The 21,508-nt window shown below is 57.3% G+C and carries 22 protein-coding genes; 9 read left to right on the top strand and 13 right to left on the bottom strand.

Annotated features, from left to right (window positions below):
• Window positions 1-162 precede the first annotated feature (162 nt).
• Both nadA and pnuC read left to right on the top strand, forming a co-directional pair.
• Window positions 163-1,206 (top strand): quinolinate synthase NadA, encoded by a 1,044-nt coding sequence (nadA, locus tag ABIC80_RS09880; RefSeq protein WP_429176896.1) that lies wholly within the window; start codon window positions 163-165, stop codon window positions 1,204-1,206.
• A 45-nt stretch (window positions 1,207-1,251) separates the two neighbouring features.
• Complete coding sequence (pnuC, locus tag ABIC80_RS09875; RefSeq protein WP_076769566.1) at window positions 1,252-1,971, top strand: nicotinamide riboside transporter PnuC; 720 nt, start codon at window positions 1,252-1,254, stop codon at window positions 1,969-1,971.
• Here pnuC and zitB read toward each other — a convergent pair.
• Window positions 1,968-2,900 carry a CDF family zinc transporter ZitB gene (gene zitB / locus ABIC80_RS09870; protein WP_429176893.1) on the bottom strand — a complete coding sequence of 311 codons (933 nt, stop codon included), beginning with the start codon at window positions 2,898-2,900 and terminating at the stop codon, window positions 1,968-1,970. The two genes, pnuC and zitB, sit on opposite strands and share 4 nt — an antisense overlap.
• 115 nt (window positions 2,901-3,015) lie before the next feature.
• Entirely contained in the window at window positions 3,016-3,399 is a 384-nt protein-coding gene (locus tag ABIC80_RS09865) for a YbgS-like family protein (protein ID WP_279792718.1), read from the bottom strand.
• A gap of 318 nt (window positions 3,400-3,717) precedes the next feature.
• On the opposite strand from ABIC80_RS09865, the gene aroG reads away from it, so the two are divergent.
• The gene (aroG, locus tag ABIC80_RS09860; protein WP_242389719.1) at window positions 3,718-4,770 is read left to right on the top strand and encodes a 3-deoxy-7-phosphoheptulonate synthase AroG; all 1,053 of its coding nucleotides are present in this window, start codon (window positions 3,718-3,720) and stop codon (window positions 4,768-4,770) included.
• A 195-nt stretch (window positions 4,771-4,965) separates the two neighbouring features.
• Here aroG and gpmA read toward each other — a convergent pair whose 3' ends face one another.
• From gpmA to modE, 9 genes are all read right to left on the bottom strand, one after another.
• Window positions 4,966-5,718 carry a 2,3-diphosphoglycerate-dependent phosphoglycerate mutase gene (gene gpmA, locus ABIC80_RS09855; protein ID WP_023479514.1) on the bottom strand — a complete coding sequence of 251 codons (753 nt, stop codon included), beginning with the start codon at window positions 5,716-5,718 and terminating at the stop codon, window positions 4,966-4,968.
• A gap of 207 nt (window positions 5,719-5,925) precedes the next feature.
• Window positions 5,926-6,966, bottom strand: coding sequence for a galactose-1-epimerase (galM, locus tag ABIC80_RS09850; RefSeq protein WP_429176890.1), 1,041 nt, complete (start codon window positions 6,964-6,966; stop codon window positions 5,926-5,928).
• Complete coding sequence (gene galK / locus ABIC80_RS09845; RefSeq protein ID WP_429176888.1) at window positions 6,960-8,108, bottom strand: galactokinase; 1,149 nt, start codon at window positions 8,106-8,108, stop codon at window positions 6,960-6,962. The genes galM and galK overlap by 7 nt, the downstream gene beginning before the upstream one ends.
• A 2-nt stretch (window positions 8,109-8,110) precedes the next feature.
• Complete coding sequence (gene galT / locus ABIC80_RS09840; RefSeq protein WP_094420446.1) at window positions 8,111-9,157, bottom strand: galactose-1-phosphate uridylyltransferase; 1,047 nt, start codon at window positions 9,155-9,157, stop codon at window positions 8,111-8,113.
• 11 nt (window positions 9,158-9,168) lie between these two features.
• On the bottom strand, window positions 9,169-10,185 hold the full coding sequence (gene galE, locus ABIC80_RS09835) for a UDP-glucose 4-epimerase GalE (protein WP_042712011.1): 1,017 nt from the start codon (window positions 10,183-10,185) through the stop codon (window positions 9,169-9,171).
• A gap of 216 nt (window positions 10,186-10,401) precedes the next feature.
• Window positions 10,402-11,097 carry a site-2 protease family protein gene (locus ABIC80_RS09830; protein ID WP_042712013.1) on the bottom strand — a complete coding sequence of 232 codons (696 nt, stop codon included), beginning with the start codon at window positions 11,095-11,097 and terminating at the stop codon, window positions 10,402-10,404.
• A gap of 2 nt (window positions 11,098-11,099) precedes the next feature.
• Window positions 11,100-12,038: a DUF2167 domain-containing protein gene (locus ABIC80_RS09825; RefSeq protein ID WP_094420445.1), complete on the bottom strand. Its 939-nt coding sequence runs from the start codon at window positions 12,036-12,038 to the stop codon at window positions 11,100-11,102.
• Window positions 12,039-12,216: 178 nt separating this feature from the next.
• A complete protein-coding gene (gene modF, locus ABIC80_RS09820; RefSeq protein WP_429176885.1) occupies window positions 12,217-13,686 on the bottom strand; it encodes a molybdate ABC transporter ATP-binding protein ModF in 1,470 nt (489 codons plus the stop codon).
• A gap of 67 nt (window positions 13,687-13,753) precedes the next feature.
• The gene (gene modE, locus ABIC80_RS09815; protein ID WP_429176869.1) at window positions 13,754-14,542 is read right to left on the bottom strand and encodes a molybdenum-dependent transcriptional regulator; all 789 of its coding nucleotides are present in this window, start codon (window positions 14,540-14,542) and stop codon (window positions 13,754-13,756) included.
• 136 nt (window positions 14,543-14,678) lie between these two features.
• Here modE and ABIC80_RS09810 point away from each other — a divergent pair, with 136 nt between their 5' ends.
• The 5 genes from ABIC80_RS09810 to ABIC80_RS09790 all read left to right on the top strand — a co-directional run bounded on the left by ABIC80_RS09810 (window position 14,679) and on the right by ABIC80_RS09790 (window position 18,037).
• Window positions 14,679-14,840, top strand: coding sequence for an AcrZ family multidrug efflux pump-associated protein (locus ABIC80_RS09810; protein ID WP_023479529.1), 162 nt, complete (start codon window positions 14,679-14,681; stop codon window positions 14,838-14,840).
• 177 nt (window positions 14,841-15,017) lie between these two features.
• Complete coding sequence (modA, locus tag ABIC80_RS09805) at window positions 15,018-15,794, top strand: molybdate ABC transporter substrate-binding protein (protein ID WP_429176866.1); 777 nt, start codon at window positions 15,018-15,020, stop codon at window positions 15,792-15,794.
• Window positions 15,791-16,480 (top strand): molybdate ABC transporter permease subunit, encoded by a 690-nt coding sequence (gene modB, locus ABIC80_RS09800; RefSeq protein WP_076769574.1) that lies wholly within the window; start codon window positions 15,791-15,793, stop codon window positions 16,478-16,480. The genes modA and modB overlap by 4 nt, the downstream gene beginning before the upstream one ends.
• A gap of 3 nt (window positions 16,481-16,483) precedes the next feature.
• Entirely contained in the window at window positions 16,484-17,542 is a 1,059-nt protein-coding gene (gene modC, locus ABIC80_RS09795) for a molybdenum ABC transporter ATP-binding protein ModC (protein WP_429176865.1), read from the top strand.
• Between the two features lie 168 nt (window positions 17,543-17,710).
• On the top strand, window positions 17,711-18,037 hold the full coding sequence (locus ABIC80_RS09790; RefSeq protein WP_139569236.1) for a hypothetical protein: 327 nt from the start codon (window positions 17,711-17,713) through the stop codon (window positions 18,035-18,037).
• 65 nt (window positions 18,038-18,102) lie between these two features.
• On the opposite strand, the gene ABIC80_RS09785 is transcribed toward ABIC80_RS09790, so the two are convergent.
• Window positions 18,103-18,921 (bottom strand): pyridoxal phosphatase, encoded by an 819-nt coding sequence (locus ABIC80_RS09785; RefSeq protein WP_333870065.1) that lies wholly within the window; start codon window positions 18,919-18,921, stop codon window positions 18,103-18,105.
• Window positions 18,922-19,076: 155 nt separating this feature from the next.
• Between ABIC80_RS09785 and pgl the strand changes: the two genes are divergently transcribed.
• On the top strand, window positions 19,077-20,072 hold the full coding sequence (gene pgl / locus ABIC80_RS09780) for a 6-phosphogluconolactonase (protein WP_429176862.1): 996 nt from the start codon (window positions 19,077-19,079) through the stop codon (window positions 20,070-20,072).
• A 69-nt stretch (window positions 20,073-20,141) separates the two neighbouring features.
• Here the strand turns inward: pgl and ABIC80_RS09775 are convergent, their stop codons facing one another.
• Window positions 20,142-21,425: a putative acyl-CoA thioester hydrolase gene (locus tag ABIC80_RS09775; protein ID WP_429176860.1), complete on the bottom strand. Its 1,284-nt coding sequence runs from the start codon at window positions 21,423-21,425 to the stop codon at window positions 20,142-20,144.
• Window positions 21,426-21,508 lie beyond the last annotated feature (83 nt).

Below are 21,508 nucleotides of genomic sequence, written 5' to 3'. Positions count from 1 at the left end.
GAAAATATCCACACTATCCATTTTCCACTGTGAATAAATTCACCGCGACAATATCTCTGCGATCGGGTATCTTGTTTAGTATATAAAACACCAGCTGCTTAATAATCCATATCAGGCCGCTGTTGGGGTTATCATGTTAAGCACGCAAAACGAGTGAGCATCATGAGCGTAATGTTTGATCCTGAAGCCGCAATCTATCCCTTTCCTGCCAAACCCGTGCCGCTGAACCCTGCGGAAAAAGCCTTTTATCGCGATAAAATCAAACGCTTGCTGAAAGAGCGTAATGCGGTGATGGTCGCCCACTACTACACCGACCCGGAGATCCAGCAGCTGGCGGAAGAGACCGGCGGCTGCATCTCCGACTCGCTGGAGATGGCGCGCTTTGGTGCGCGACATTCCGCCTCAACGCTGCTGGTAGCCGGCGTGCGTTTTATGGGGGAAACGGCAAAAATCCTCAGCCCGGAAAAAACGATCCTGATGCCGACGCTTGAGGCCGAATGCTCGCTCGATCTTGGTTGCCCCATCGAGCCGTTCAACGCTTTCTGCGACGCACACCCAGATCGCACTGTGGTGGTTTATGCCAACACCTCGGCGGCGGTAAAAGCCCGCGCCGACTGGGTGGTCACTTCAAGCATTGCGGTCGAGTTGATTGAGCACGTCGATAGCCTCGGCGAAAAAATTATCTGGGCACCGGATCGCCATCTCGGCAATTACGTCCAGAAACAAACGGGCGCGGACGTACTTTGCTGGCAGGGGGCGTGCATCGTCCATGATGAATTCAAAACCCAGGCGCTGCGTCGCATGAAGGCGCTCTATCCGGACGCCGCAATACTGGTGCATCCTGAATCGCCACAAGCGGTGGTAGAGTTAGCCGATGCGGTCGGTTCGACCAGCCAGTTGATCCAGGCCGCAAAAACGCTGCCTCACTCGCAACTGATTGTCGCCACCGACCGCGGGATCTTCTATAAAATGCAGCAGGCTGTGCCGCATAAAGCGCTGATCGAGGCGCCAACGGCTGGCGAAGGGGCGACGTGCCGCAGCTGCGCTCACTGCCCGTGGATGGCGATGAACGGTCTGAAAGCCATTGCCGACGGGCTGGAGCAGGGCGGAACGGCGCATGAGATAGAAGTGGAGGCCAGCCTGCGCGAACGCGCGCTGCTGCCGCTTAACCGCATGCTCGATTTTGCGGCTACACTTCGACCTTAACGTTTTCATAGACATCAATGCGTAACACTACGCTCTGGGGAAAGAATGGACTTTTTTAGTACGCAAAACATCCTCGTGCACATTCCGATCGGTGCCGGGGGATATGACCTTTCATGGATTGAAGCCGCAGGCACGCTGGCGGGTTTACTCTGTATCTGGCTCGCCAGCCTTGAGAAAATCAGCAATTACGCCTTTGGTCTGATTAACGTCACGCTCTTCGCCATCATCTTCTTCCAGATTCAGCTCTACGCCAGCCTGCTGCTGCAACTCTTCTTCTTCGCCGCCAATATCTATGGCTGGTATGCCTGGTCGCGCCAGACTTCGCAGAATGAGGCCGAGCTGCAAATACGCTGGTTGCCGCGCAGCAAAGCCCTCGGCTGGCTTGCCGCCTGCGTGGTGGCGATTGGTCTGATGACGCTGTTTATCAACCCGGTCTTCGCCTTCCTGACGCGTATCGCCGTCAACATCATGCAGGCCGTCGGGCTGAACGTGGCGATGCCAACGCTGCAGCCTGATGCTTTCCCGTTCTGGGACTCCTGCATGATGGTTCTTTCTATCGTGGCGATGATCCTGATGACGCGCAAATATGTCGAAAATTGGCTGCTGTGGGTGATTATCAACGTGATAAGCGTGGTGATTTTTGCACGTCAGGGCGTGTGGGCGATGTCGCTTGAGTATATGATCCTCACCTTTATTGCCCTGAACGGCAGCCGGATGTGGATTAACAGCGCGCGTGAGCGTGGCTCTCGCGCGCTTTCACATTAATGATGATGTCCGTGATGAGGATCGGCCGTGACGTCGCCCAGACGGCAGTCTGAGCCGCTACAGGGCTGATACTCCATCTGCACCGTCGCATGAGCAATCTCATAATGGTGCGCCAGGAAGTGGTGGATCTCGCCGAGCAACTTATCGTGATCGCGCGGCGGGATCACCTGCACATGCAGCGTCATCAGCGGTTTTTCACCCACCTGCCAGACGTGCACATGGTGCACATCGCGGATTTCCGGAATCGCTCGGCGCAAATGGCGTTGTAACGCACCGATATCCAGCGAAGCGGGAACCCCCTCCAGCAGTTCATTGACGCTCTCCTTCATCAAGCGCCACGCGCTCTTCAGCACCAGCGCAGAAACCAGCACCGAAAGAATCGGGTCGATGGGCGTCCAGTTGGTCACCATAATCACCACCGCCGCGACAATGGCGCCAACGGAGCCAAGCAGATCGCCCAGCACATGCAGCGCAGCGGCGCGCACGTTGAGGTTCTTCTCTTCGCTACCGCGATGCAGCAGCCAGAAGGAGAGCAGGTTGGCTATAAGGCCAGCGATAGCAATCGCCATCATCGTCATTCCGGCGACCGGCTGCGGGTGGCTAAAGCGCAGGATCGCTTCCCAGACAATCCAGATTGTTATCAGCACCAGCGCGAGGGCGTTAATAAAAGCGGCGAGCGTCGTCAGACGTAGCCAGCCGAAGGTGCGTTTGGCGCTCGGCGGTTGGCGGGCAAACCACACCGCCAGCAGAGCGAAGAGCAGGGCGGCGGCATCCGTGAGCATATGCCCGGCGTCGGCCAGCAGCGCCAGCGAGCCGGAAATAATCCCGCCCACCACCTCAATAACCATAAAAACAGCGGTGACCGTAAAGGCCAGTAGCAGACGGCGGGCATTGGCATCCGATGAGCCATGCGAGTGATCGTGCGCCATGATGGGATCTATCCTTTTGACCGTTGAGAAAACGCCTACATCATTGCAGATTTTGAGTTTTAAGGAATAAAAAAAGGAGAGCCTCAGCTCTCCCTCTTCACTTCAGCATCACGCCTTACTGGGTGGTGCCATCAGTTTTGGTGTTCACTTTGCTGTTGTCGCCGCTACCGGTTTCAACTTTTTTATTCACGTCCGGGCAACGACCATCTTTACACATGGTGTTTTTATGCACTTCCTCTTTGCTCATATGGCCAGATTTGTGCTCCATCTGCGTAGAGGTGGAATTAGTGTTGGTATTGCCGGTATTAATGTTGCTGTTATCAACATTGCCTGGCGCTACATTCTGTTTAGCGTCAGGCGCAACCTGGCCTGCATTCGCTGCCGCGTTTGCATCGCCGTTGCTGGAGCTGGAAGAGGATGCGTCCGCCGCATACGCTGCGCCGCCTGCCAGAGTCAGTGTGGTGGTCAGTAAAAGCGTCGCTAATTTATTCATTTTCATCATGATGCTCCTGTGCTGGTCGTCTAATGCCGCGCGGGACGCCGGCAGAATATGCGCGAACCCATCGCACGCTCAGTGGTGAAAGATGCCATACGTGCCATAAGTAGCAGCATGGAATAACGAAAAAATGTAAAACAAAGGTATTTACAGTTAAAAAGTGTAGTCCGGATGTGGCGACTTGCTACTTTTCCCACCACTTTCGCTGGATTCCAGGAATTATCCGGGCGTAGTGTAAGTTCGCGTTTACACTACGGCGCGAGCGAGATAGATTGGTCAGATTGCTTTTCTTCTAAAAAACATGTTCACACTGGAAAGATCATGACTTATCAGAACGACGATTTACGCATCAAAGAGATCAATGAGTTACTCCCTCCTGTCGCGCTGCTTGAAAAATTCCCCGCTACCGAAACCGCTGCCAGAACGGTCTCCCAGGCGCGCCGGGCAATTCATCAAATCCTGCGCGGCAACGACGACCGCCTGTTAGTGGTCATCGGCCCCTGTTCCATTCACGATCCCGTGGCGGCAAAAGAGTATGCTTCGCGCCTGCTGGCACTGCGTGACGAACTGAAGGGCGAACTGGAAATCGTGATGCGCGTCTATTTCGAAAAACCGCGCACCACCGTTGGCTGGAAGGGGCTGATTAACGATCCGCATATGGATAACAGCTTCCGCATCAATGACGGCCTGCGCATTGCGCGCAAACTGCTGCTGGAGATCAACGACAGCGGGCTGCCGGCGGCAGGTGAGTTCCTCGATATGATCACCCCGCAATATATGGCGGATTTGATGAGCTGGGGCGCGATTGGCGCGCGCACCACCGAATCCCAGGTGCACCGTGAGCTGGCTTCCGGCCTCTCGTGCCCGGTTGGTTTTAAGAATGGCACCGACGGCACCATCAAAGTGGCGATTGACGCCATCAACGCCGCAGGCGCACCGCACTGCTTCCTCTCCGTGACTAAATGGGGTCACTCCGCCATCGTCAACACGGCGGGCAACGGCGATTGCCACATTATTCTGCGCGGCGGCAAAGAGCCGAACTACAGCGCGAAGCATGTCGCCGACGTGAAAGCAGGGCTGGAAAAAGCGGGCTTACCGGCGCAGGTGATGATTGATTTCAGCCATGCAAACTCCAGCAAGCAGTTTAAAAAGCAGATGGAGGTGAGCGCCGATGTTTGCCAGCAGATCGCGGGCGGTGACAAGGCGATTATGGGCGTGATGATTGAGAGCCACCTGGTGGAAGGCAACCAGAGCCTTGAGAGCGGCGATGCGCTGGTTTACGGCAAAAGCGTGACCGATGCTTGTATCGGCTGGGAAGATACCGACGCGGTGCTGCGCCAGTTAGCGCAAGCCGTTAAAGCGCGCCGCGGTTAACGGGTCCTCTATTTTGTATGCCGGATGGCGGCTACGCCTTATCCGGCCTACGGTAACGAAGCCGCTGAAACCGCGTAGGCCGGATAAGCGTTTACGCGCCATCCGGCAATTTAACGCAGCAAAAAGCCCGGCAGCGCGAAGCGTACCGGGCCTTAGACTCAAAAGCCGGGCATCAACGTATCCGGCTTTTTTTTATTATTTCGCTTTACCCTGGTTTGCTACCGCAGCAGCTTTCGCGGCGATCTCATCCGCGTTACCCAGATAGTAGTGCTTAATCGGTTTGAAGTTTTCGTCGAACTCATACACCAGCGGTACGCCGGTCGGAATGTTCAGTTCGAGGATCGCTTCTTCGCTCATGTTGTCGAGGTATTTCACCAGCGCACGCAGGGAGTTACCGTGTGCGGCAATAATCACGCGCTCACCGCTTTTCAGACGCGGCAGAATGGTTTCATTCCAGTAAGGGATCACGCGATCGATGGTCAGCGCCAGGCTTTCGGTCAGCGGCAGCTCTTGTTCGGTCAGTTTCGCGTAGCGCGGATCGTGGCCCGGGAAACGCTCATCATCTTTGGTCAGCGCCGGTGGGGTAACGGCGAAGCCGCGACGCCACTGTTTAACCTGATCGTCGCCATATTTCTCAGCGGTTTCTGCTTTGTTCAGACCCTGCAGCGCACCGTAGTGACGTTCGTTCAGTTTCCAGCTCTTCTCAACCGGCAACCATGCCTGATCCAGTTCGTCCAGAACGTTCCACAGCGTGTGGATGGCACGTTTCAGCACAGAGGTATAAGCAAAATCAAACGCGTAGCCTTCAGCTTTCAGCAGTTTGCCTGCCGCTTTCGCTTCGCCAACGCCTTTCTCTGACAGATCAACATCGTACCAACCGGTGAAGCGGTTTTCGTTGTTCCACTGGCTTTCGCCATGACGAACCAGAACCAGCTTAGTAACAGCCATACACTTACTCCTGTGAGCCTGATTTAATGATAACGATTCTCATTGTATTGCCGAAGCGCACTACCCGGCAACGATTACCCTTAACCATAGCGAAAATAGGCGCAGAGTGTAAGCTGCTTGTGAATCGAGGGTTATTGTTTTGAGGATAAGTGGCGCATATTTCAGCAAAAAGGGCAAAAAAAAGCCCTCCCGCAGGAGGGCTCATGCTCAGAGCGGAATAATGTGATACTCCGTCTGGCTGACATATTCGTCGCCAGGCTGCAGCGTACAATCCGGCTGCGGGAAGTCCGGGCGGTTCGGGCTGTCGGGTAAAAACTCGCTCTCCAGCGCCAGGCCCTGCCACGCGCTGTAGGTTTTCCCGCCGCGCGCAGGCGTCCCTTCCAGGTAGTTACCGGAGTAGAACTGCAGCGCAGGCGCGCTGGTATAGACCGACATTTGCAGCTGCTTATCCGTCGACCACAGGTGCGCCGCAGGTGTAGTCACATCCCCCTGCGCCTGCAGTAAAAAGGCGTGATCGTAACCCTTCACCACGCGCTGATCCTCATCGCTGAGGAACTCTTCCGCCACGGTTTTTGGCGTACGGAAATCAAAACTGGTCAGCGCCACCTTTTTCAGATCGCCGGTCGGAATACCCATCTCATCCACCGGCAGATAGGCATCGGCCAGCAGCTGCAGCGTATGGTTGCGGACATCGCCCTGCGCGCCATCAAGGTTAAAATAGGCGTGATTGGTCAGGTTGACCGGGCAGGGCTTGTCGGTGGTCGCCCGGTACTCAATCGTGATGCGATGATCATCACCAAGACGGAAGTGCGCCGTGGCGTTAACCGTTCCCGGATAGCCTTGATCGCCATCCGGCGAGGTGAGGGAGAAGAGCACTTCGCTGTCGTTCTGGCGCTCAATGCGCCAGCGGCGTTTATCAAACCCTTCGGGGCCGCCATGCAGCTGGTTTTCGCCCTGGCTTGGGGTCAGGGACCAGGTCTCGCCATCAAGGGTAAAGCGGCTCCTGGCAATGCGGTTCGCATACCGGCCAATAGACGCACCGAGATAGGCGGTCTGCTCCCAGTAGTGTTCCGGCGTCGCGCAGCCGAGCAGGGCTTCGCGCACGCTGCCATCTTTCATCGGTACGCGCGCAGAGAGCAGCGTCGCGCCCCAGTCCATTAAGCTCACCACCATCCCCGCGCCGTTGCGCAGGGTGATCAGTCGTACCGGCAGCCCATCGGGTGCTACCGCAGGCGTTTCATTTAGCACTGTCCTGCCCCCTGAGAAGGTTTACACACGTAGAAGGTCTCTTTGATGCCGGTTTTCGCTTCGTACTGGCTCTCAACCGCCTGTTTGACCTCCGGCACCAGCGCTTCCGGCACCAGCGCAACGATGCAGCCGCCAAAGCCGCCGCCGGTCATGCGCACGCCGCCTTTATCACCAATGGTCGCTTTGACGATCTCTACCAGCGTATCGATTTGCGGCACGGTGATTTCGAAATCGTCGCGCATAGAGGCGTGGGATTCCGCCATCAATTCGCCCATGCGTTGCAGGTCGCCTTTCTCCAGCGCGGTAGCTGCTTCCACGGTGCGGGCGTTTTCGGTCAGCACATGGCGCACACGTTTCGCAACCAGCGGATCCAGCTCATTCGCCACAGTGTTGAACTGATCGAGGCTGACATCACGCAGCGCTTTTTGCTGGAAGAAGCGCGCGCCGGTTTCGCACTGCTGGCGGCGGGTGTTGTATTCGCTGCCCACCAGCGTACGTTTGAAGTTGCTGTTAATAATGACAATCGCCACGCCTTCCGGCATGGAAACCGCTTTGGTGCCGAGCGAGCGGCAGTCGATCAGCAGCGCACTGCCTTTCTTGCCAAGCGCAGAGATCAGCTGATCCATGATGCCGCAGTTACAGCCAACAAACTGGTTCTCCGCTTCCTGGCCGTTGAGCGCGATCTGCGCCCCGTCCAGCGGCAGATGGTAAAGCTGCTGGAAGACGGTACCGACCGCCACTTCCAGCGAGGCCGATGAGCTTAAGCCCGCGCCCTGCGGCACATTGCCGCTAATCACCAGATCCGCGCCGCCAAAGCTGGCATCGCGCTGTTGCAGATGTTTCACCACGCCGCGCACATAGTTGGACCACTGCTGGCTGTCGTGGGCCACAATCGGCGCATCCAGCGAAAACTCATCGCGCTGGTTGTCGTAATCGGCCGCGACCACGCGCACGGTGCGGTCGTCGCGTGCTTTGCAGCTGATTACCGTCTGGTAATCGATGGCGCAGGGCAGCACAAAGCCGTCGTTGTAATCGGTATGTTCGCCAATCAGGTTGACGCGGCCCGGGGCCTGGATGGTGTGGGTGGCAGGGTAGCCGAATGTCTCAGCAAACAGCGCGTCTGTTGTCTCTTTCAGGCTCATTGTTATTCTCCGGATTCGCGAAAATGGATATCACTGACCGCGCGCAGGCGTTCGGCCGCTTGTTCTGCCGTGAGATCGCGCTGGGTTTCGCCGAGCATCTCGTAGCCGACCATAAATTTACGCACCGTGGCGGAGCGCAGCAGCGGCGGATAGAAGTGCGCATGCAGCTGCCAGTGGGCGTTATCTTCGCCATTAAACGGCGCGCCGTGCCAGCCCATTGAGTAGGGGAATGAGCACTGGAACAGGTTGTCGTAGCGGCTGGTCAGTTTTTTCAGTGCCAGCGCAAGATCGCTGCGCTGCGCGTCGGTTAACCCGGTAATGCGCTGAACGGCGGCTTTTGGCAGCAGCAGCGTTTCAAACGGCCAGGCGGCCCAGTAGGGCACCACCGCCAGCCAGTGCTCGGTTTCAACCACCGTGCGGCTGCCATCTTTCAGCTCGCGCTGCACATAATCGAGCAGCATCGGCGAGTGGTGTTCGGCAAAGTAGGCTTTTTGCAGGCGATCTTCGCGCTCGGCTTCATTCGGCAGGAAGCTGTTGGCCCATACCTGTCCGTGCGGATGCGGGTTGGAGCAGCCCATCGCCGCGCCTTTGTTCTCAAACACCTGGATCCACGGGTAGGTTTTCCCCAGCTCAGCGGTCTGCTGCTGCCAGGTTTTTACTACCTCTTCCAGTGCCGCTACGCTCAGCTCCGGCAGCGTTTTGCTGTGATCCGGCGAGAAGCAGATAACCCGGCTGGTGCCGCGCGCGCTCTGGCTGCGCATCAGCGGGTCGTTACTCTCTGGCGCATCCGGCGTGTCGGTCATCAGCGCCGCAAAGTCGTTGGTAAAGACATAGGTGCTGGTGTAGTCGGGGTTTTTATCCCCGGTGACACGGGTATTGCCCGGACAGAGGAAACAGTCCGGATCGTGCGCAGGCAGCGTCTGTTTAGACGGCGTCTCCTGCGCCCCTTGCCAGGGGCGTTTCGCACGGTGCGGAGAGACCAGAATCCACTGATCCGTCAGCGGATTGTAGCGGCGATGCGGGTGATCGACCGGGTTAAATTGCGACATTACCACTCCTGTTAATCGGGATAGCCCTGCGGATGGCGTGACTGCCAGCGCCAGGTATCTTCTGCCATTTCATCAAGGGTGCGTGTTACGCGCCAGTTCAGCTCTTTATCGGCTTTAGTAGCATCCGCCCAGTAAGCCGGGAGATCGCCGTCGCGGCGCGGCGCGAAGTGCCAGGCAATCGGTTTGCCGCAGGCTTTGCTGAAGGCGTTAATCACATCAAGCACGCTGCTGCCGACGCCAGCGCCGAGGTTATAAATATGCACGCCCGGTTTGCCTGCCAACTGCTGCATGGCGGCAACGTGACCGTCGGCCAGATCCATCACGTGGATATAGTCGCGCACGCCGGTGCCATCTTCTGTCGGGTAGTCATTGCCGAACACCGCCAGCGATTCGCGGCGGCCCACCGCCACTTGCGCGATATAGGGCATCAGGTTGTTTGGAATCCCCTGCGGATCTTCACCCATCTCACCTGACGGATGCGCGCCTACCGGGTTGAAGTAGCGCAGCAGCGCGATGCTCCACTCCGGCTGCGCTTTCTGCAGGTCGGTGAGGATCTGCTCAACCATCAGTTTGCTTTTGCCATACGGGCTTTGCGGGGTGCCGGTCGGGAAGCTTTCGGCATAAGGGATTTTCGGCTGGTCGCCATAAACGGTTGCCGAGGAGCTAAAGATAAAATTCTTCACGTTGGCGGCGCGCATAGCATTAATCAGGCGCAGCGTGCCGTTAACGTTGTTGTCGTAATACTCCAGCGGCTTGGCAACGGATTCGCCGACGGCCTTCAGCCCGGCAAAGTGGATCACCGCTTCGATGGCGTGATCGTGCAGGATCTCGGCCAGCAGCGCCTCATCGCGAATATCGCCCTCAACGAAGAGCGCCCGTTTACCGCCAAAGCGCTCAATCTGGTTAAGCACGCTGCGCTTACTGTTGCAGAGGTTGTCGAGGATGATAACGTCATGACCGTTTTGCAGCAGTTGCACGCAGGTGTGGCTTCCTATGTAACCGCTACCACCAGTAACCAGAACTCGCATATTTGACTCCATCAAGCATTTGATATGAATTAACCTTAGCATAACAGAGCGGTAAAAAGTGTGACATGGGATAAAATAGTGGAATCGTTTACACTGATTTTTCAACCGCCCGCAATGCCGCATCAACGCCGGGACGGCCGCGTATTTACCGGGCTGCGCCGACGAGTGTGATTAGTCTGAAAATGACGTCACTGCGCTGCAGCGACGCAGGGGAACTCAGCGAAAGCTGGCCAGCGCCCCGTGGAGGTTATAGGTCATCAGGGAGAGCCAGGCAATCAGCCCAAAGTACAAAAGGGTATATTCCAGACGTTTGCCAGGGTTAAGTGCGGTTAAATTGGGCGTTTCTTTGCGCCGGGTCCAGATTTGCGAAGCCGCCAGCAGGCAGACAATCAGCAACAGCGGGCTGGGGTGCAGGTAAAAGAAACCGAGCAGCAGCGGGATGCCGAGATACCAAATCTTGCGTGAAATGGCGACGGTAATGCGCCCGCCATCCAGCGGCGGAACCGGGATCAGGTTAAAGAGGTTGAGGAAAAAGCCGGCGTAAGCCACCGCCATCAACATCGAACTGTCGAAGTACTCCGCCAGATAGTAGCAGCCCAGCGCGGCAAGCGAGCCGAGCAGGGGGCCGGCGATACCGACCCAGGCCTCCGTTTCCGCATCCGGAAACTCCTCTTTCAGCGCCACCCAGGCACCGACAAAAGGGATAAACATCGGCAGACCCACCGGCAAGTTACGCTGGCGAGCCGCAAGATAGTGACCCAGCTCATGGCAAAAGAGCAGCACCACGAAGCCGGTGGCGTAGGGCCAGCCGAAGGCCAGCGCATAGGTCGCCACCGACAGCAGCATTGTCCCCCCGGAAAGCAGCAGCTTGCCGAGGGTTGCGCCTTTAAACAGCAGAAACAGCAGCTTCATGCTTATTCGACGATCTTAGATTTGTCGTCTTTTTTACGGAACAGCAGCTTCTTGATGCCCATACCTGCGCCCGCCAGCGCAATCAGCGCCAGTTTCCAGAACTTCAGCAGCGTCACGCCGATAATTGCCAGCAGACCCAGTTTTTTCGCCGCCAGGCCGCCGATCAGCGCCGCCAGGCCATACTCGGCGATCTTGTCGGTAGAGGCGTTGAAGTCGCTGTACTTTTTGCCGTCGTTAAAGGTCACAGCGTTAAGCAGGTTTTTCGCCAGCGGCTTCTCTTGCTCCACGGTGCCGCGATCGGTCACCAGGTTCAGCGAGAGATACCCTTCACGACCAAGCAGGTAGGTGTTGTAGTTCACCCCTTGCTCTTTCAGCGGAACGTTGCTGCCGATATCGCGAATGGCGGCAGACCAGATCAGGCGATGCGTCGCGGCGTCATAGCTTGGCTTCTCTACCCAGCCGACCACTTCGATGGGCGGAATGCCTTTCTCGCTGCGCATCTTGTTGCCCTCTTTGGTTCCCTCCTGCAGATTGCTCAGCAGTTCGGCCGCGTCCCAGTCTTTGGCATCGTCATCTTTGATGTAACCCGCATCGTCATACTCAATGGAGACGAACCCGGAGATGGCATCATTGAACACCAGCCCGTAAAAGGCGCTCTCATCGACGTGGTTACCCAGCTCGCGCATAAATTCCGCTGCCTGCCGCGGCGGGATATAGGTAAAACCTTCCGGGAGATTCAGCACCGCCTGGTTACCCAGCGTGACTTTATGCGGGCCAGACACGCTGACGCGCTGCATGTTTTCTACGGCCTGGTTAATTTTTGCTTCGTTCGCGGAAGCTGCGTCCGGTGCCGTCTCTTCGGCAAAACTCAGCGTGCTGAAACCAAAGCAGAGCGCCGCGACCAGCGTAAGGGCGCGGGGGAGGGAGAGATATTGAGTCATAAAGGTCCCGTTTATATTGACCCGTCGTCCGTCGGCGGGCTTTTTTCTTGCCATAACAAAAACTGGCCGCCGATAACGGGGGCGTCATCAGCAAGCCAGTAAGCGATCATTATTTTTTTACGCGAAAACGCGCGGGCGTTATTACAGCACACAGCCAGGAGGCGAAGCAGCCCCCCAATTATTGTGGTGTTAAGGCGTAGCGGTAGCCCTCGCCGTCGGCAATAAACGCCAGCTGGTGGGTAATGCAGCCGGGCGCGTCTGAGGCGTGGTGAGAGACAAACAGCAACTGGGTTTCCCCTTCGCCGATCAGCACATCGATAAAGCGGCGCACCAGCTGGCGGTTAAGCGGATCCAGCCCCTGCAATGGCTCATCGAGGATCAGCAGCGTCGGGTGTTTAACCAGCGCGCGGACAATCAGCGCCAGCCGCTGCTGCCCCCAGGAGAGGCTGTGAAACGGCGCGTCGGCGGTACGGGCATCAAAGCCGAGAATATCGAGCCACTGCTGCGCCAGCTTATGCTGCTTATCGGAGACCGCCTGGTAAATGCCAATCGAGTCGAAATAGCCGGAGAGGATCACATTGCGCACCGTGGTGCTGATGCGGTAATCGAGATGCAGGCTGCTGCTGACATAGCCAATATGTTTTTTGATATCCCAGATGGTCTCGCCGCTGCCGCGACGGCGGCCAAACAGGGTTAAATCGTTGCTGTAGCCCTGCGGATGATCGCCGGTAATCAGGCTTAGCAGCGTCGATTTCCCCGCGCCGTTCGGGCCGGTGATCTGCCAGTGCTCGCCCGGATTCACCTGCCAGCAGAGGTGATTAATGATCGGCCGGTCATCATAGGAGACCACGCCGTCGTTAAGCACTATCAGCGGTGCGGTGGGATCGAGCGCTGCACGGGCGGGTGCCGCGTCCGGCTCCGGCAGCGCCATACCGCTCAACTGTTCGCTATGCGCCAGTTGCGCAATCAGCGCCTGCTGAAGCAGGGCCTCTTTCTCACCGGTCTCCGTCAGGGCGCAATCCACCAGCACGCCCGCATGCTGCACAAACGCCGGGATCTCATCGAAGCGGTTGAGAACCAGAACCAGTGTGTAGCCATCGGCATTCAGACTGGCGAGCAACTGGGCGAGCTGCTGGCGGGAGTCCACATCCAGCCCGTCAAAGGGTTCATCAAGAATAAGTAGCTCCGGCTGCGCCATCAGCGCCTGGCAGAGCAGGGTTTTGCGGGTCTCGCCGGTGGAGAGGTATTTAAAGCGCCGCTCAAGCAGATGGGTAATGCCAAACTGCGCCGCCAGCGCCGCGCAGCGCGACGGGTCTTTAACCTCATCCTGAATAATATCGGCGGTGGTGCGACCGGTATCCTCTTCGCCCGGCGAGAGCATATCGGTGTTATTACGCTGCCACTCTTCGCTAACCAGCTTTTGCAGCTGTTCAAAGGAGAGGCGGGTAAGGCGGGTGAAGTGGCACTGGCGCTCGCCGTTAAGCAGCGTCAGCTCACCCGCCAGCGCGCGAGCCAGCGCCGATTTGCCGCTGCCATTGGCACCGACAAAGGCCCAGCTCTCTCCGGCCTGCAGGCGGAGATCTTCAAGATGCAACGTGCGGGTATCGCTAAGACGAAACGTACCTTGCGAAATTTGCAATGACGACATGATGTATCCCAGGTTTTGCAGCACAGAAACTCAGGGATACGTGCAATGGCCCGGCTTGTCAATGCCCTCAGCACAACGTGGCGAGAATCACCCGATCGGCATTAAAATATGCCGTCACCTGCTGCTGTTCCTGCATATCCTCCACCTGCGCATTTGGCACCGTAGCGCAGAGCGTCTGGCCATCGGGCAGGGCGATCAGCACTTCACTCTGCGCCTCGCCCTGCTCAATATGGGCAATCGCGCCGGTTATCTGGTTATCCGCCTGCGCCGCCAGCCGCGCATCGCAGGTCAGGCTGATCCACGGCGCTTTTAGCAGCACCAGCACCTCTTTGCCCGCCTCCAGCCCTAAGCGTTCAGCGCTTTGCGCCGTGACCGCCGCGTTAAGGCGGGTTTGTCCATCTGCCAGCAGCACCTCGACATGCTGCTGCACCTGCTGGTGGTCACGGGCGGTGATAGTGCCAAACCACTGGTTGCGGGCGCTGGTTTGCAGGGAGAAGCGCGAGATGGCCGCCAGCAGGCTGTCGAGCGGCAGGGCGTCATCATCGCTCAGCACATCAAAGGCTTTTTGCTGGATCTGCCCCAACAGATCGTAGAGCTGAATCAGACGCTGCCCGTAGCGCGTTACCACCGCGCCGCCACCGCCTTTGCCGCCGGTGGCGCGCTCAACCAGCGTCTGCTCGCTGAGCTGGTTCATCTCATTGATGGCGTCCCACGCGCTTTTGTAGCTGATCCCGGCGTTCTTCGCGCCCTGGCTGATGGAGCCGGTTTGCTCAATCTGTTTGAGCAGGGCGATGCGCCGCGGGTCGGCGAAGAGGCGCTGCTGGAGTTTAAGAGTAAGGAGAATTTCAGCCTGCATGACGCACTTCCCTCGCAAAAGGGCTATTGTGAAGGAAAAGCGCCGACGCGCCTAGTGCCGGGCAATCGCACAAAAGGCGAGTGTTTTACACAATGTTCAGGCTAGAATGCCGCATTCTCACTTTCTGGAGACGACCATGTTAGAGCTGTTGAAAAGCCTGGTTTTTGCCGTGATTATGGTGCCGGTGGTTATGGCGATTATCCTCGGCCTGATTTATGGCCTGGGTGAAGTGTTCAACGTCTTTTCCGCCGTTGGACATCGCGAAAAGCGCCGCGATACCACCACCCCATCGCGCTAATCCCTTCCCAAACGCCCACTTTGTGGGCGTTTCGCTCTCTGCCATTCAAGATCTTTTCCCTTTCTGCCGATATAGTTAGGTAGGTTTTAATTATTGATGGGTATTTCCGGCCCGCTGCCATTCTCTGATACTATCGTTATGTTTTTTTTTATATAACGAAAATGAGAGGAGTAAAAAATGGCACACACAGGGCGACGTCTGCTGGTTGGCGCAGCATTAACACTTGTCATAGCAGGGCAGGCCGTGGCGCAAGAGGGTAAAATTACCGTCTTTGCCGCCGCCTCGCTGACCAACGCGATGCAGGATATTGCCGCCGCGTACAAAAAAGAGAAGCAGGTTGAGGTGGTCTCCTCATTCGCCTCCTCTTCTACACTTGCCCGCCAGATTGAAGCGGGCGCGCCGGCGGATCTCTTTATCTCGGCCGACCAGAAGTGGATGGATTACGCGGTCGAGAAAAAAGCGGTGGATACTGCGAGCCGTGAAACCCTGCTCGGCAATAGCCTGGTGGTCGTTGCGCCGAAAAGCAGCGCGCAGGGCGAGATCAAGATTGATGCGAAAACCGACTGGAACAGCCTGCTGAAAGGCGGCCGTCTGGCGGTGGGCGATCCGGAGCATGTTCCGGCCGGTATCTACGCCAAAGAGGCGTTGCAAAAACTGGGCGCGTGGGAAACCCTCTCGCCGAAACTGGCACCTGCGGAGGATGTTCGCGGCGCGCTGGCGCTGGTGGAGCGCAGCGAAGCGCCGTTAGGCATTGTCTACGGCTCTGACGCAGTCGCCAGTAAAGGGGTAAAAGTGGTGGGCACCTTCCCGGAAGCGTCGCACAAAAAAGTGGAATACCCGCTGGCGATTGTTGATGGACATAAAAACGCAACCGTAAGCGCGTTTTATGACTATCTGAAAGGCCCGCAGGCTTCTGAAATCTTTAAACGTTACGGATTTACAACGCACGAATGATATTGACCGATCCTGAATGGCAGGCTGTTCTGCTGAGCCTTAAAGTCTCTTCCCTGGCGGTATTACTCAGTTTGCCCTTTGGGATCTTCTTTGCCTGGCTGCTGGTGCGCCGCACCTTTCCGGGCAAAGCGCTGCTCGACAGCGTGCTGCATCTGCCGCTGGTGCTGCCGCCGGTGGTGGTGGGTTACCTGCTGCTGATCGCCATGGGCCGCCGTGGAGTCGTCGGTCAGTGGCTCTATGACTGGTTTGGTATCACTTTCGCCTTTAGCTGGCGCGGTGCGGTATTAGCCGCTGCGGTGATGTCATTCCCGCTGATGGTGCGCGCCATTCGCCTCGCGCTGGAGAGTGTCGATACCAAACTGGAACAGGCCGCCCGCACACTGGGTGCCGGTCGCTGGCGCGTCTTTTTCACCATTACCTTACCGCTCACTCTGCCGGGGATTATTGTTGGCACGGTGCTGGCCTTTGCCCGCTCTCTCGGCGAGTTTGGTGCCACCATTACTTTCGTCTCCAATATTCCGGGCGAAACCCGCACCATTCCCTCTGCCATGTACACCTTAATTCAGACGCCGGGGGGCGAAAGCGCCGCCGCGCGGCTGTGCATTATTTCTATTATTCTGGCGCTGATCTCCCTGCTGATTTCAGAGTGGCTGGCGCGCGTGAGCCGCGAACGGACGGGGAGATAACCGATGCTGGAGCTTAATTTCACCCAAACGCTGGGCACCCATCGCTTGCGTATCGCCGAAACGCTGCCTGCCAGCGGCATCACCGCGATTTTTGGCGTTTCGGGCGCGGGAAAAACTTCACTGATTAATGCCATTGGCGGCCTGACGCAGCCGCAAGAAGGCCGCATCGTGCTTAACGACCGCGTGCTGTTCGATACCGAACGCAAAGTGTGCCTGCCGCCCGAAAAGCGCCGCGTCGGCTATGTCTTTCAGGATGCGCGCCTCTTTCCACACTACAGCGTGCGCGGCAATCTGCGCTACGGCATGGCGAAATCGATGGCCGCGCAGTTTGACAAACTGGTAACGCTGCTCGGCATTGAGCCGCTGCTCGACCGGCTGCCCGGTGGCCTCTCCGGCGGTGAAAAGCAGCGTGTGGCGATTGGTCGCGCGTTATTGACCGCGCCAGAACTAATGCTGCTGGATGAGCCGCTGGCGTCGCTGGATATTCCGCGCAAGCGCGAACTGCTGCCCTACCTGCAACGACTGGCGCAGGAGATCAATATCCCGATGCTCTACGTCAGCCACTCGCTGGATGAGATCCTGCATCTGGCAGATAAAGTGATGGTGCTGGAAGCGGGCGAAGTAAAAGCCTTTGGCAGCCTCGAAGATGTGTGGGGCAGCAGCGTAATGAACCCGTGGCTGCCGCCGGAGCAGCAGAGCAGCGTGCTGAGAGTGCTGGTGCTGGAACACCATCCGCACTATGCGATGACCGCGCTGGCGCTGGGCGATCAGCATATCTGGGTCAATAAGATCGAGCGGCCGCTGAAAAGCGCGCTGCGTATCCGCATTCAGGCCACTGATGTGTCGCTGGTGCTCCAGCCACCGATGAATACCAGCATCCGCAATATTCTGCGCGCCAAAATCGTGCAGTGTTTCGATGTCGACGGGCAGGTGGAAGTGCAACTGGATGTCGGTGGCAGAACCCTGTGGGCGCGCATCAGCCCCTGGGCGCGGGATGAACTCAGTATCAAACCCGGCCAGTGGCTCTATGCCCAAATCAAAAGCGTGTCGATTACCGCCTGATAGCCAGAAAACGGGCGTTGCGCCCGTTTCATCTCCCCATTTTTTTTATTACATAATCTTCTGATTTCCACACAGGAAATGCCTTATGGCACAATTGCCGCTCGAGCGTAGCGGGAGGAAGAGCTATTGCCAGACGGAAGATATAACCATTTCAAAGGAGAAGGGGCGATGGCAGAGGATATTGTTATTTTCAATACCAACACATGGGTTGCTGAAGTTATATATTACGTCGTGTCACTGCTGGTGCTTTTCGTCCTGCTGATCGGAAAAGTATTTGTAGATACAAGAAATTCGCGGTTTCTCCATATCTTTTACACCCTGTTCGTTTTTGGCATCGCTGCCATACAGTTTTGCCTTGCAGTGCATGGCACTTCGTTCCTTAAAGGCTTTCTGCATATCAATTACGATATCGACTATTCTGAGCCCATTCGCTTCGGCGCTTTCGGGTTTGCACTACTCTCCTATATTGCAGCACCATCAGGTCGATATCGTTAAGCCATACAAAGGCGAGGTCTGGTGCCTCGCCTTGCCAAATCAAAAGCGTGTCGATTACCGCCTGATTAGAGCAGCTCTTTATCAATAAATTGGGCGATGCTATCGACGGTGTTATCGCCAATCACCACATTGGCATGGGCTTTCACCGCATCGTCGGCGTTGCCCATTGCCACACCGGTGCCTGCGGCCTGTAGCATACTGATATCGTTATAGTTATCGCCAAAGGCCACGACATTCTGCATCGATAAGCCCTGCGCGGCGACCCATTCTGCCAGCCGTTTGCCTTTGCTGTTACCGGCACGGGCGATATCCACCTGATCGTGCCATGACCATTCGCACTCCAGCCCTAACGTCTGCTCAACATGGTGAGCAAAGTTCTTCAGCTTGCCGGTATCTTCATCGGTGAGAGCAAATTTCCAGATAGCCTCCACCTCTGCGGCCGCGGCGCGCAGGGAGTCAACCTGTTGAAACACCGGGCGCTGCTCGGGCGGCAATGCTTCGGCCCAGGCGGTGGTGCGCAGCACATGGCCGGTCGGCTTTTCATACAGCATGGCGTTATCGACATACATCAGGCCATGCACCTGGTACTCCTCCAGCAAGGCGATCAGTTGTTGCGCCTGATTGACAGGCAGCGGATCGGCGGCGAGCACCTTTTTTGCATGATAATCATACAAATAGGTGCCATTACAACAAATTGCAGGTGTATCCAGCGCCAGTGCCTGATAAAAAGGGTGGATAGCGACATGGTGCCGACCGGTCACGATAATGGGCAGATGCCCGGCGGCTTTTGCGCGTGCCAACGCTTCAAGGGAAGAGGGCAGAAGCGTCTTCTTCGGGGTTAAAAGCGTACCGTCTAAATCGAGTGCTATTACGCGCGAGGTCATATCGTTTCCCGTAGTTGAAGGTGAAATTTCGTGTCCGGGGATGGTACACCCCGTCGCCGCATGCGCAAAATCTGAGGGCGAAATTCAGCATCACGCCGCAAAAACGGCTATCCTGGTTACTTAACGCAGAGAAGAATTTGAGGAAAGGAGTGTTCATGAAACAGACCGTTTATACCGCCAGCCCCGAAAGTCAGCAGATCCACGTCTGGCGTTTGAATTCCGAAGGCAGCCTGACGCTGGTGCAGGTTGTCGATGTGCCAGGCCAGGTGCAGCCGATGGTTGTCAGCCCGGATAAACGTTACCTCTACGTTGGCGTTCGCCCTGAATTTCGCGTTCTCGCGTACCGTATCTCCCCGGAGGATGGCGCCCTGAGCTACGCCGCAGAAGCGCCGCTCTCCGGTAGCCCAACCCATATCTCCACCGATCACAGCGGTCGTTTCCTGTTTAGCGCCTCCTACAATGCGGGCAGCGTCAGCGTTGTGCGCCTTAATGATGGCATTCCGGGCGAGACCGTCCATCTTGCAGAGGGGCTGGAAGGGTGCCACTCGGCCAATATTTCCCCGGACAACCGCACGCTGTTTGTCCCGGCTCTGAAGCAGGATCGCATCTGTCTCTTTAGCCTCGGTGAAACGGGCGCGCTGACCGCGCAGGAGCCGTCGGAAGTGACCACCGTCGAGGGCGCCGGCCCGCGCCATATGGCCTTCCACCCGAATAAGCGTTTCGCCTACTGCGTTAACGAACTCAACAGCAGCGTCGATGTCTGGCAACTTAGCGATCCGCACGGCAAGACCGAGTGCGTGCAGACCGTGGATATGATGCCGCCGGACTTTACCGATACCCGCTGGGCGGCGGATATCCATATCACGCCGGATGGCCGTCATCTCTATGCCTGCGACCGCACCTCCAGCACCCTGACTATCTTCAGCGTGTCGGAAGATGGTAGCGTTATCGCCGTTGAAGGCTTCCAGCCTACCGAAACCCAGCCGCGCGGCTTCAATATCGATAACAGCGGCAAATACCTGATTGCCGCCGGGCAGAAATCCCATCATATCGCGCTGTATGAGATCGGCGGCGCGCAGGGCCTGCTGACTGAAAAAGCGCGCTACGCCGTGGGCCAGGGCCCGATGTGGGTAGTCATTAACGCCCTGTAATAACCGGGATCCCATTTCCGGGCATAAAAAAACCTCGCCGCGGCGAGGTTTTTTGTTTTCAGATGCGAATTACTTCTTCGGCTCGGCAACCACTTTGCTGCCGAGGCCGCGGTTGTTGAACTCCCAGAAGCGGTTGAACTTGGCATCGTTCAAATCGCGCTGGATGTTGCCTTTATCATCCGCAGTGCCGGTGTTGCCCGCATAGGCGCGGCCTGATATGGCGGCATCGCCCCACGGTTTCGCCACGTTAAAGCCTTCGTTAATCACGCTATCGCGGATCACGGCCTGGCCGTTGGTGCTGCTGTCGATATCCAGCGAGCGGCCCAGCTGCGCGACACCGTTTCCGGCGGCGGTAAAGCGGCTGTTGACGGCGAGGAAGCCGTAATAGAGGTTCGACAGGGTCGACGGTGCGAAGACATAACCTGCCTGCTGAGTACGCGAGTTGACCACGCGGAAGTCGGTGTTATCAAACACCACCGCGCCGCGCCCGGAGACGATATCCACATCGCCTTCGAGGTAGCTATTGGTCACCAGTGTGCGGGTCTGGCGATCGCTGCGCAGAGTGTTATCCACACCGCTGTTGGTCACAAAGAAGGTGTTCTGGCGACCGAGAATATTGACGTTGTTGATCTGCACTTTATCGCCATCGCTGCGCAGCGCCACCGCCTGGTGGTTGCCGGCATCGACGCTGTCGCCGAGCGTGTTCTGAATAGTCAGGTTCTGCAGTTGCAGGCCGTTGTTCTGCGACCAGACCACGGCGGAGCACATCACGCCCACGGTCGCCGCGCGGCTGCGCTGGCAGGCATCAAACATATACCATGCTGGTTTGCCCGGCATATATTTGCCCGATGGATTGACCAGGCGACGCCAGCTGGTCGGATCCATTTCAGAATCGATCGCCTGACCGATCTTCACATCCGCCGCTTTCTCACCGGTACCGTAAATGGTCACGCTGCCCGAAGCCGCAGGCACATAGACGGTGCCTTCATATTCACCCGGCATCACCGCAATGTACTGGCGGTCGCTGGCGTGTTTATTGATGGCAGCGTCAACCGCAGCCTGAATGGTGGTGTGAGTCACACCCGCCGTACCGGCCGGCCCAACCACGAAATCTGCTTTTTCCGGCACGCGGATCGCGTAAGGTTTCCACGCGGCGCTGTTGGCGGCCAGCGGGGTGAAGTAGCGATCGGCGGTGAAGTTTTTCGCTTCATCAACGCTTAGGATCGGGCGCGAGGAGGTGCCCGGTGCAGTTTGTTCAGAGGGACGCTCAGAGGGCGGCGTCGAGCTACAGGCGGTCAGTGTCACGCCAAAAGCGAGCGCCAGCGCCAGACGGGAAACCGATGATGTGTTCAAGGGGTGCTCCAGACTATGCAAGTTAAAGGGGATAGCGTAATGCCTGCTTTTTTATACTAAGTTGAGCGAAACGGGAAGCCGAT

It is taken from the genome of Kosakonia sp. 1610 (genome assembly GCF_050435845.1).
GTDB lineage: Bacteria > Pseudomonadota > Gammaproteobacteria > Enterobacterales > Enterobacteriaceae > Kosakonia > Kosakonia cowanii.
This window is presented reverse-complemented; position numbering and strand designations above follow the sequence as displayed.

Coding starts and splice junctions, on each gene's coding strand:
- nadA (WP_429176896.1), top strand. CDS start 163: ATGAGCGTAATGTTTGATCCTGAAGCCGCAATCTATCCCTTTCCTGCC.
- pnuC (WP_076769566.1), top strand. CDS start 1,252: ATGGACTTTTTTAGTACGCAAAACATCCTCGTGCACATTCCGATCGGT.
- zitB (WP_429176893.1), bottom strand. CDS start 2,900: ATGGCGCACGATCACTCGCATGGCTCATCGGATGCCAATGCCCGCCGT.
- ABIC80_RS09865 (WP_279792718.1), bottom strand. CDS start 3,399: ATGAAAATGAATAAATTAGCGACGCTTTTACTGACCACCACACTGACT.
- aroG (WP_242389719.1), top strand. CDS start 3,718: ATGACTTATCAGAACGACGATTTACGCATCAAAGAGATCAATGAGTTA.
- gpmA (WP_023479514.1), bottom strand. CDS start 5,718: ATGGCTGTTACTAAGCTGGTTCTGGTTCGTCATGGCGAAAGCCAGTGG.
- galK (WP_429176888.1), bottom strand. CDS start 8,108: ATGAGCCTGAAAGAGACAACAGACGCGCTGTTTGCTGAGACATTCGGC.
- galT (WP_094420446.1), bottom strand. CDS start 9,157: ATGTCGCAATTTAACCCGGTCGATCACCCGCATCGCCGCTACAATCCG.
- galE (WP_042712011.1), bottom strand. CDS start 10,185: ATGCGAGTTCTGGTTACTGGTGGTAGCGGTTACATAGGAAGCCACACC.
- ABIC80_RS09830 (WP_042712013.1), bottom strand. CDS start 11,097: ATGAAGCTGCTGTTTCTGCTGTTTAAAGGCGCAACCCTCGGCAAGCTG.
- ABIC80_RS09825 (WP_094420445.1), bottom strand. CDS start 12,038: ATGACTCAATATCTCTCCCTCCCCCGCGCCCTTACGCTGGTCGCGGCG.
- modF (WP_429176885.1), bottom strand. CDS start 13,686: ATGTCGTCATTGCAAATTTCGCAAGGTACGTTTCGTCTTAGCGATACC.
- modE (WP_429176869.1), bottom strand. CDS start 14,542: ATGCAGGCTGAAATTCTCCTTACTCTTAAACTCCAGCAGCGCCTCTTC.
- ABIC80_RS09810 (WP_023479529.1), top strand. CDS start 14,679: ATGTTAGAGCTGTTGAAAAGCCTGGTTTTTGCCGTGATTATGGTGCCG.
- modA (WP_429176866.1), top strand. CDS start 15,018: ATGGCACACACAGGGCGACGTCTGCTGGTTGGCGCAGCATTAACACTT.
- modB (WP_076769574.1), top strand. CDS start 15,791: ATGATATTGACCGATCCTGAATGGCAGGCTGTTCTGCTGAGCCTTAAA.
- modC (WP_429176865.1), top strand. CDS start 16,484: ATGCTGGAGCTTAATTTCACCCAAACGCTGGGCACCCATCGCTTGCGT.
- ABIC80_RS09790 (WP_139569236.1), top strand. CDS start 17,711: ATGGCAGAGGATATTGTTATTTTCAATACCAACACATGGGTTGCTGAA.
- ABIC80_RS09785 (WP_333870065.1), bottom strand. CDS start 18,921: ATGACCTCGCGCGTAATAGCACTCGATTTAGACGGTACGCTTTTAACC.
- pgl (WP_429176862.1), top strand. CDS start 19,077: ATGAAACAGACCGTTTATACCGCCAGCCCCGAAAGTCAGCAGATCCAC.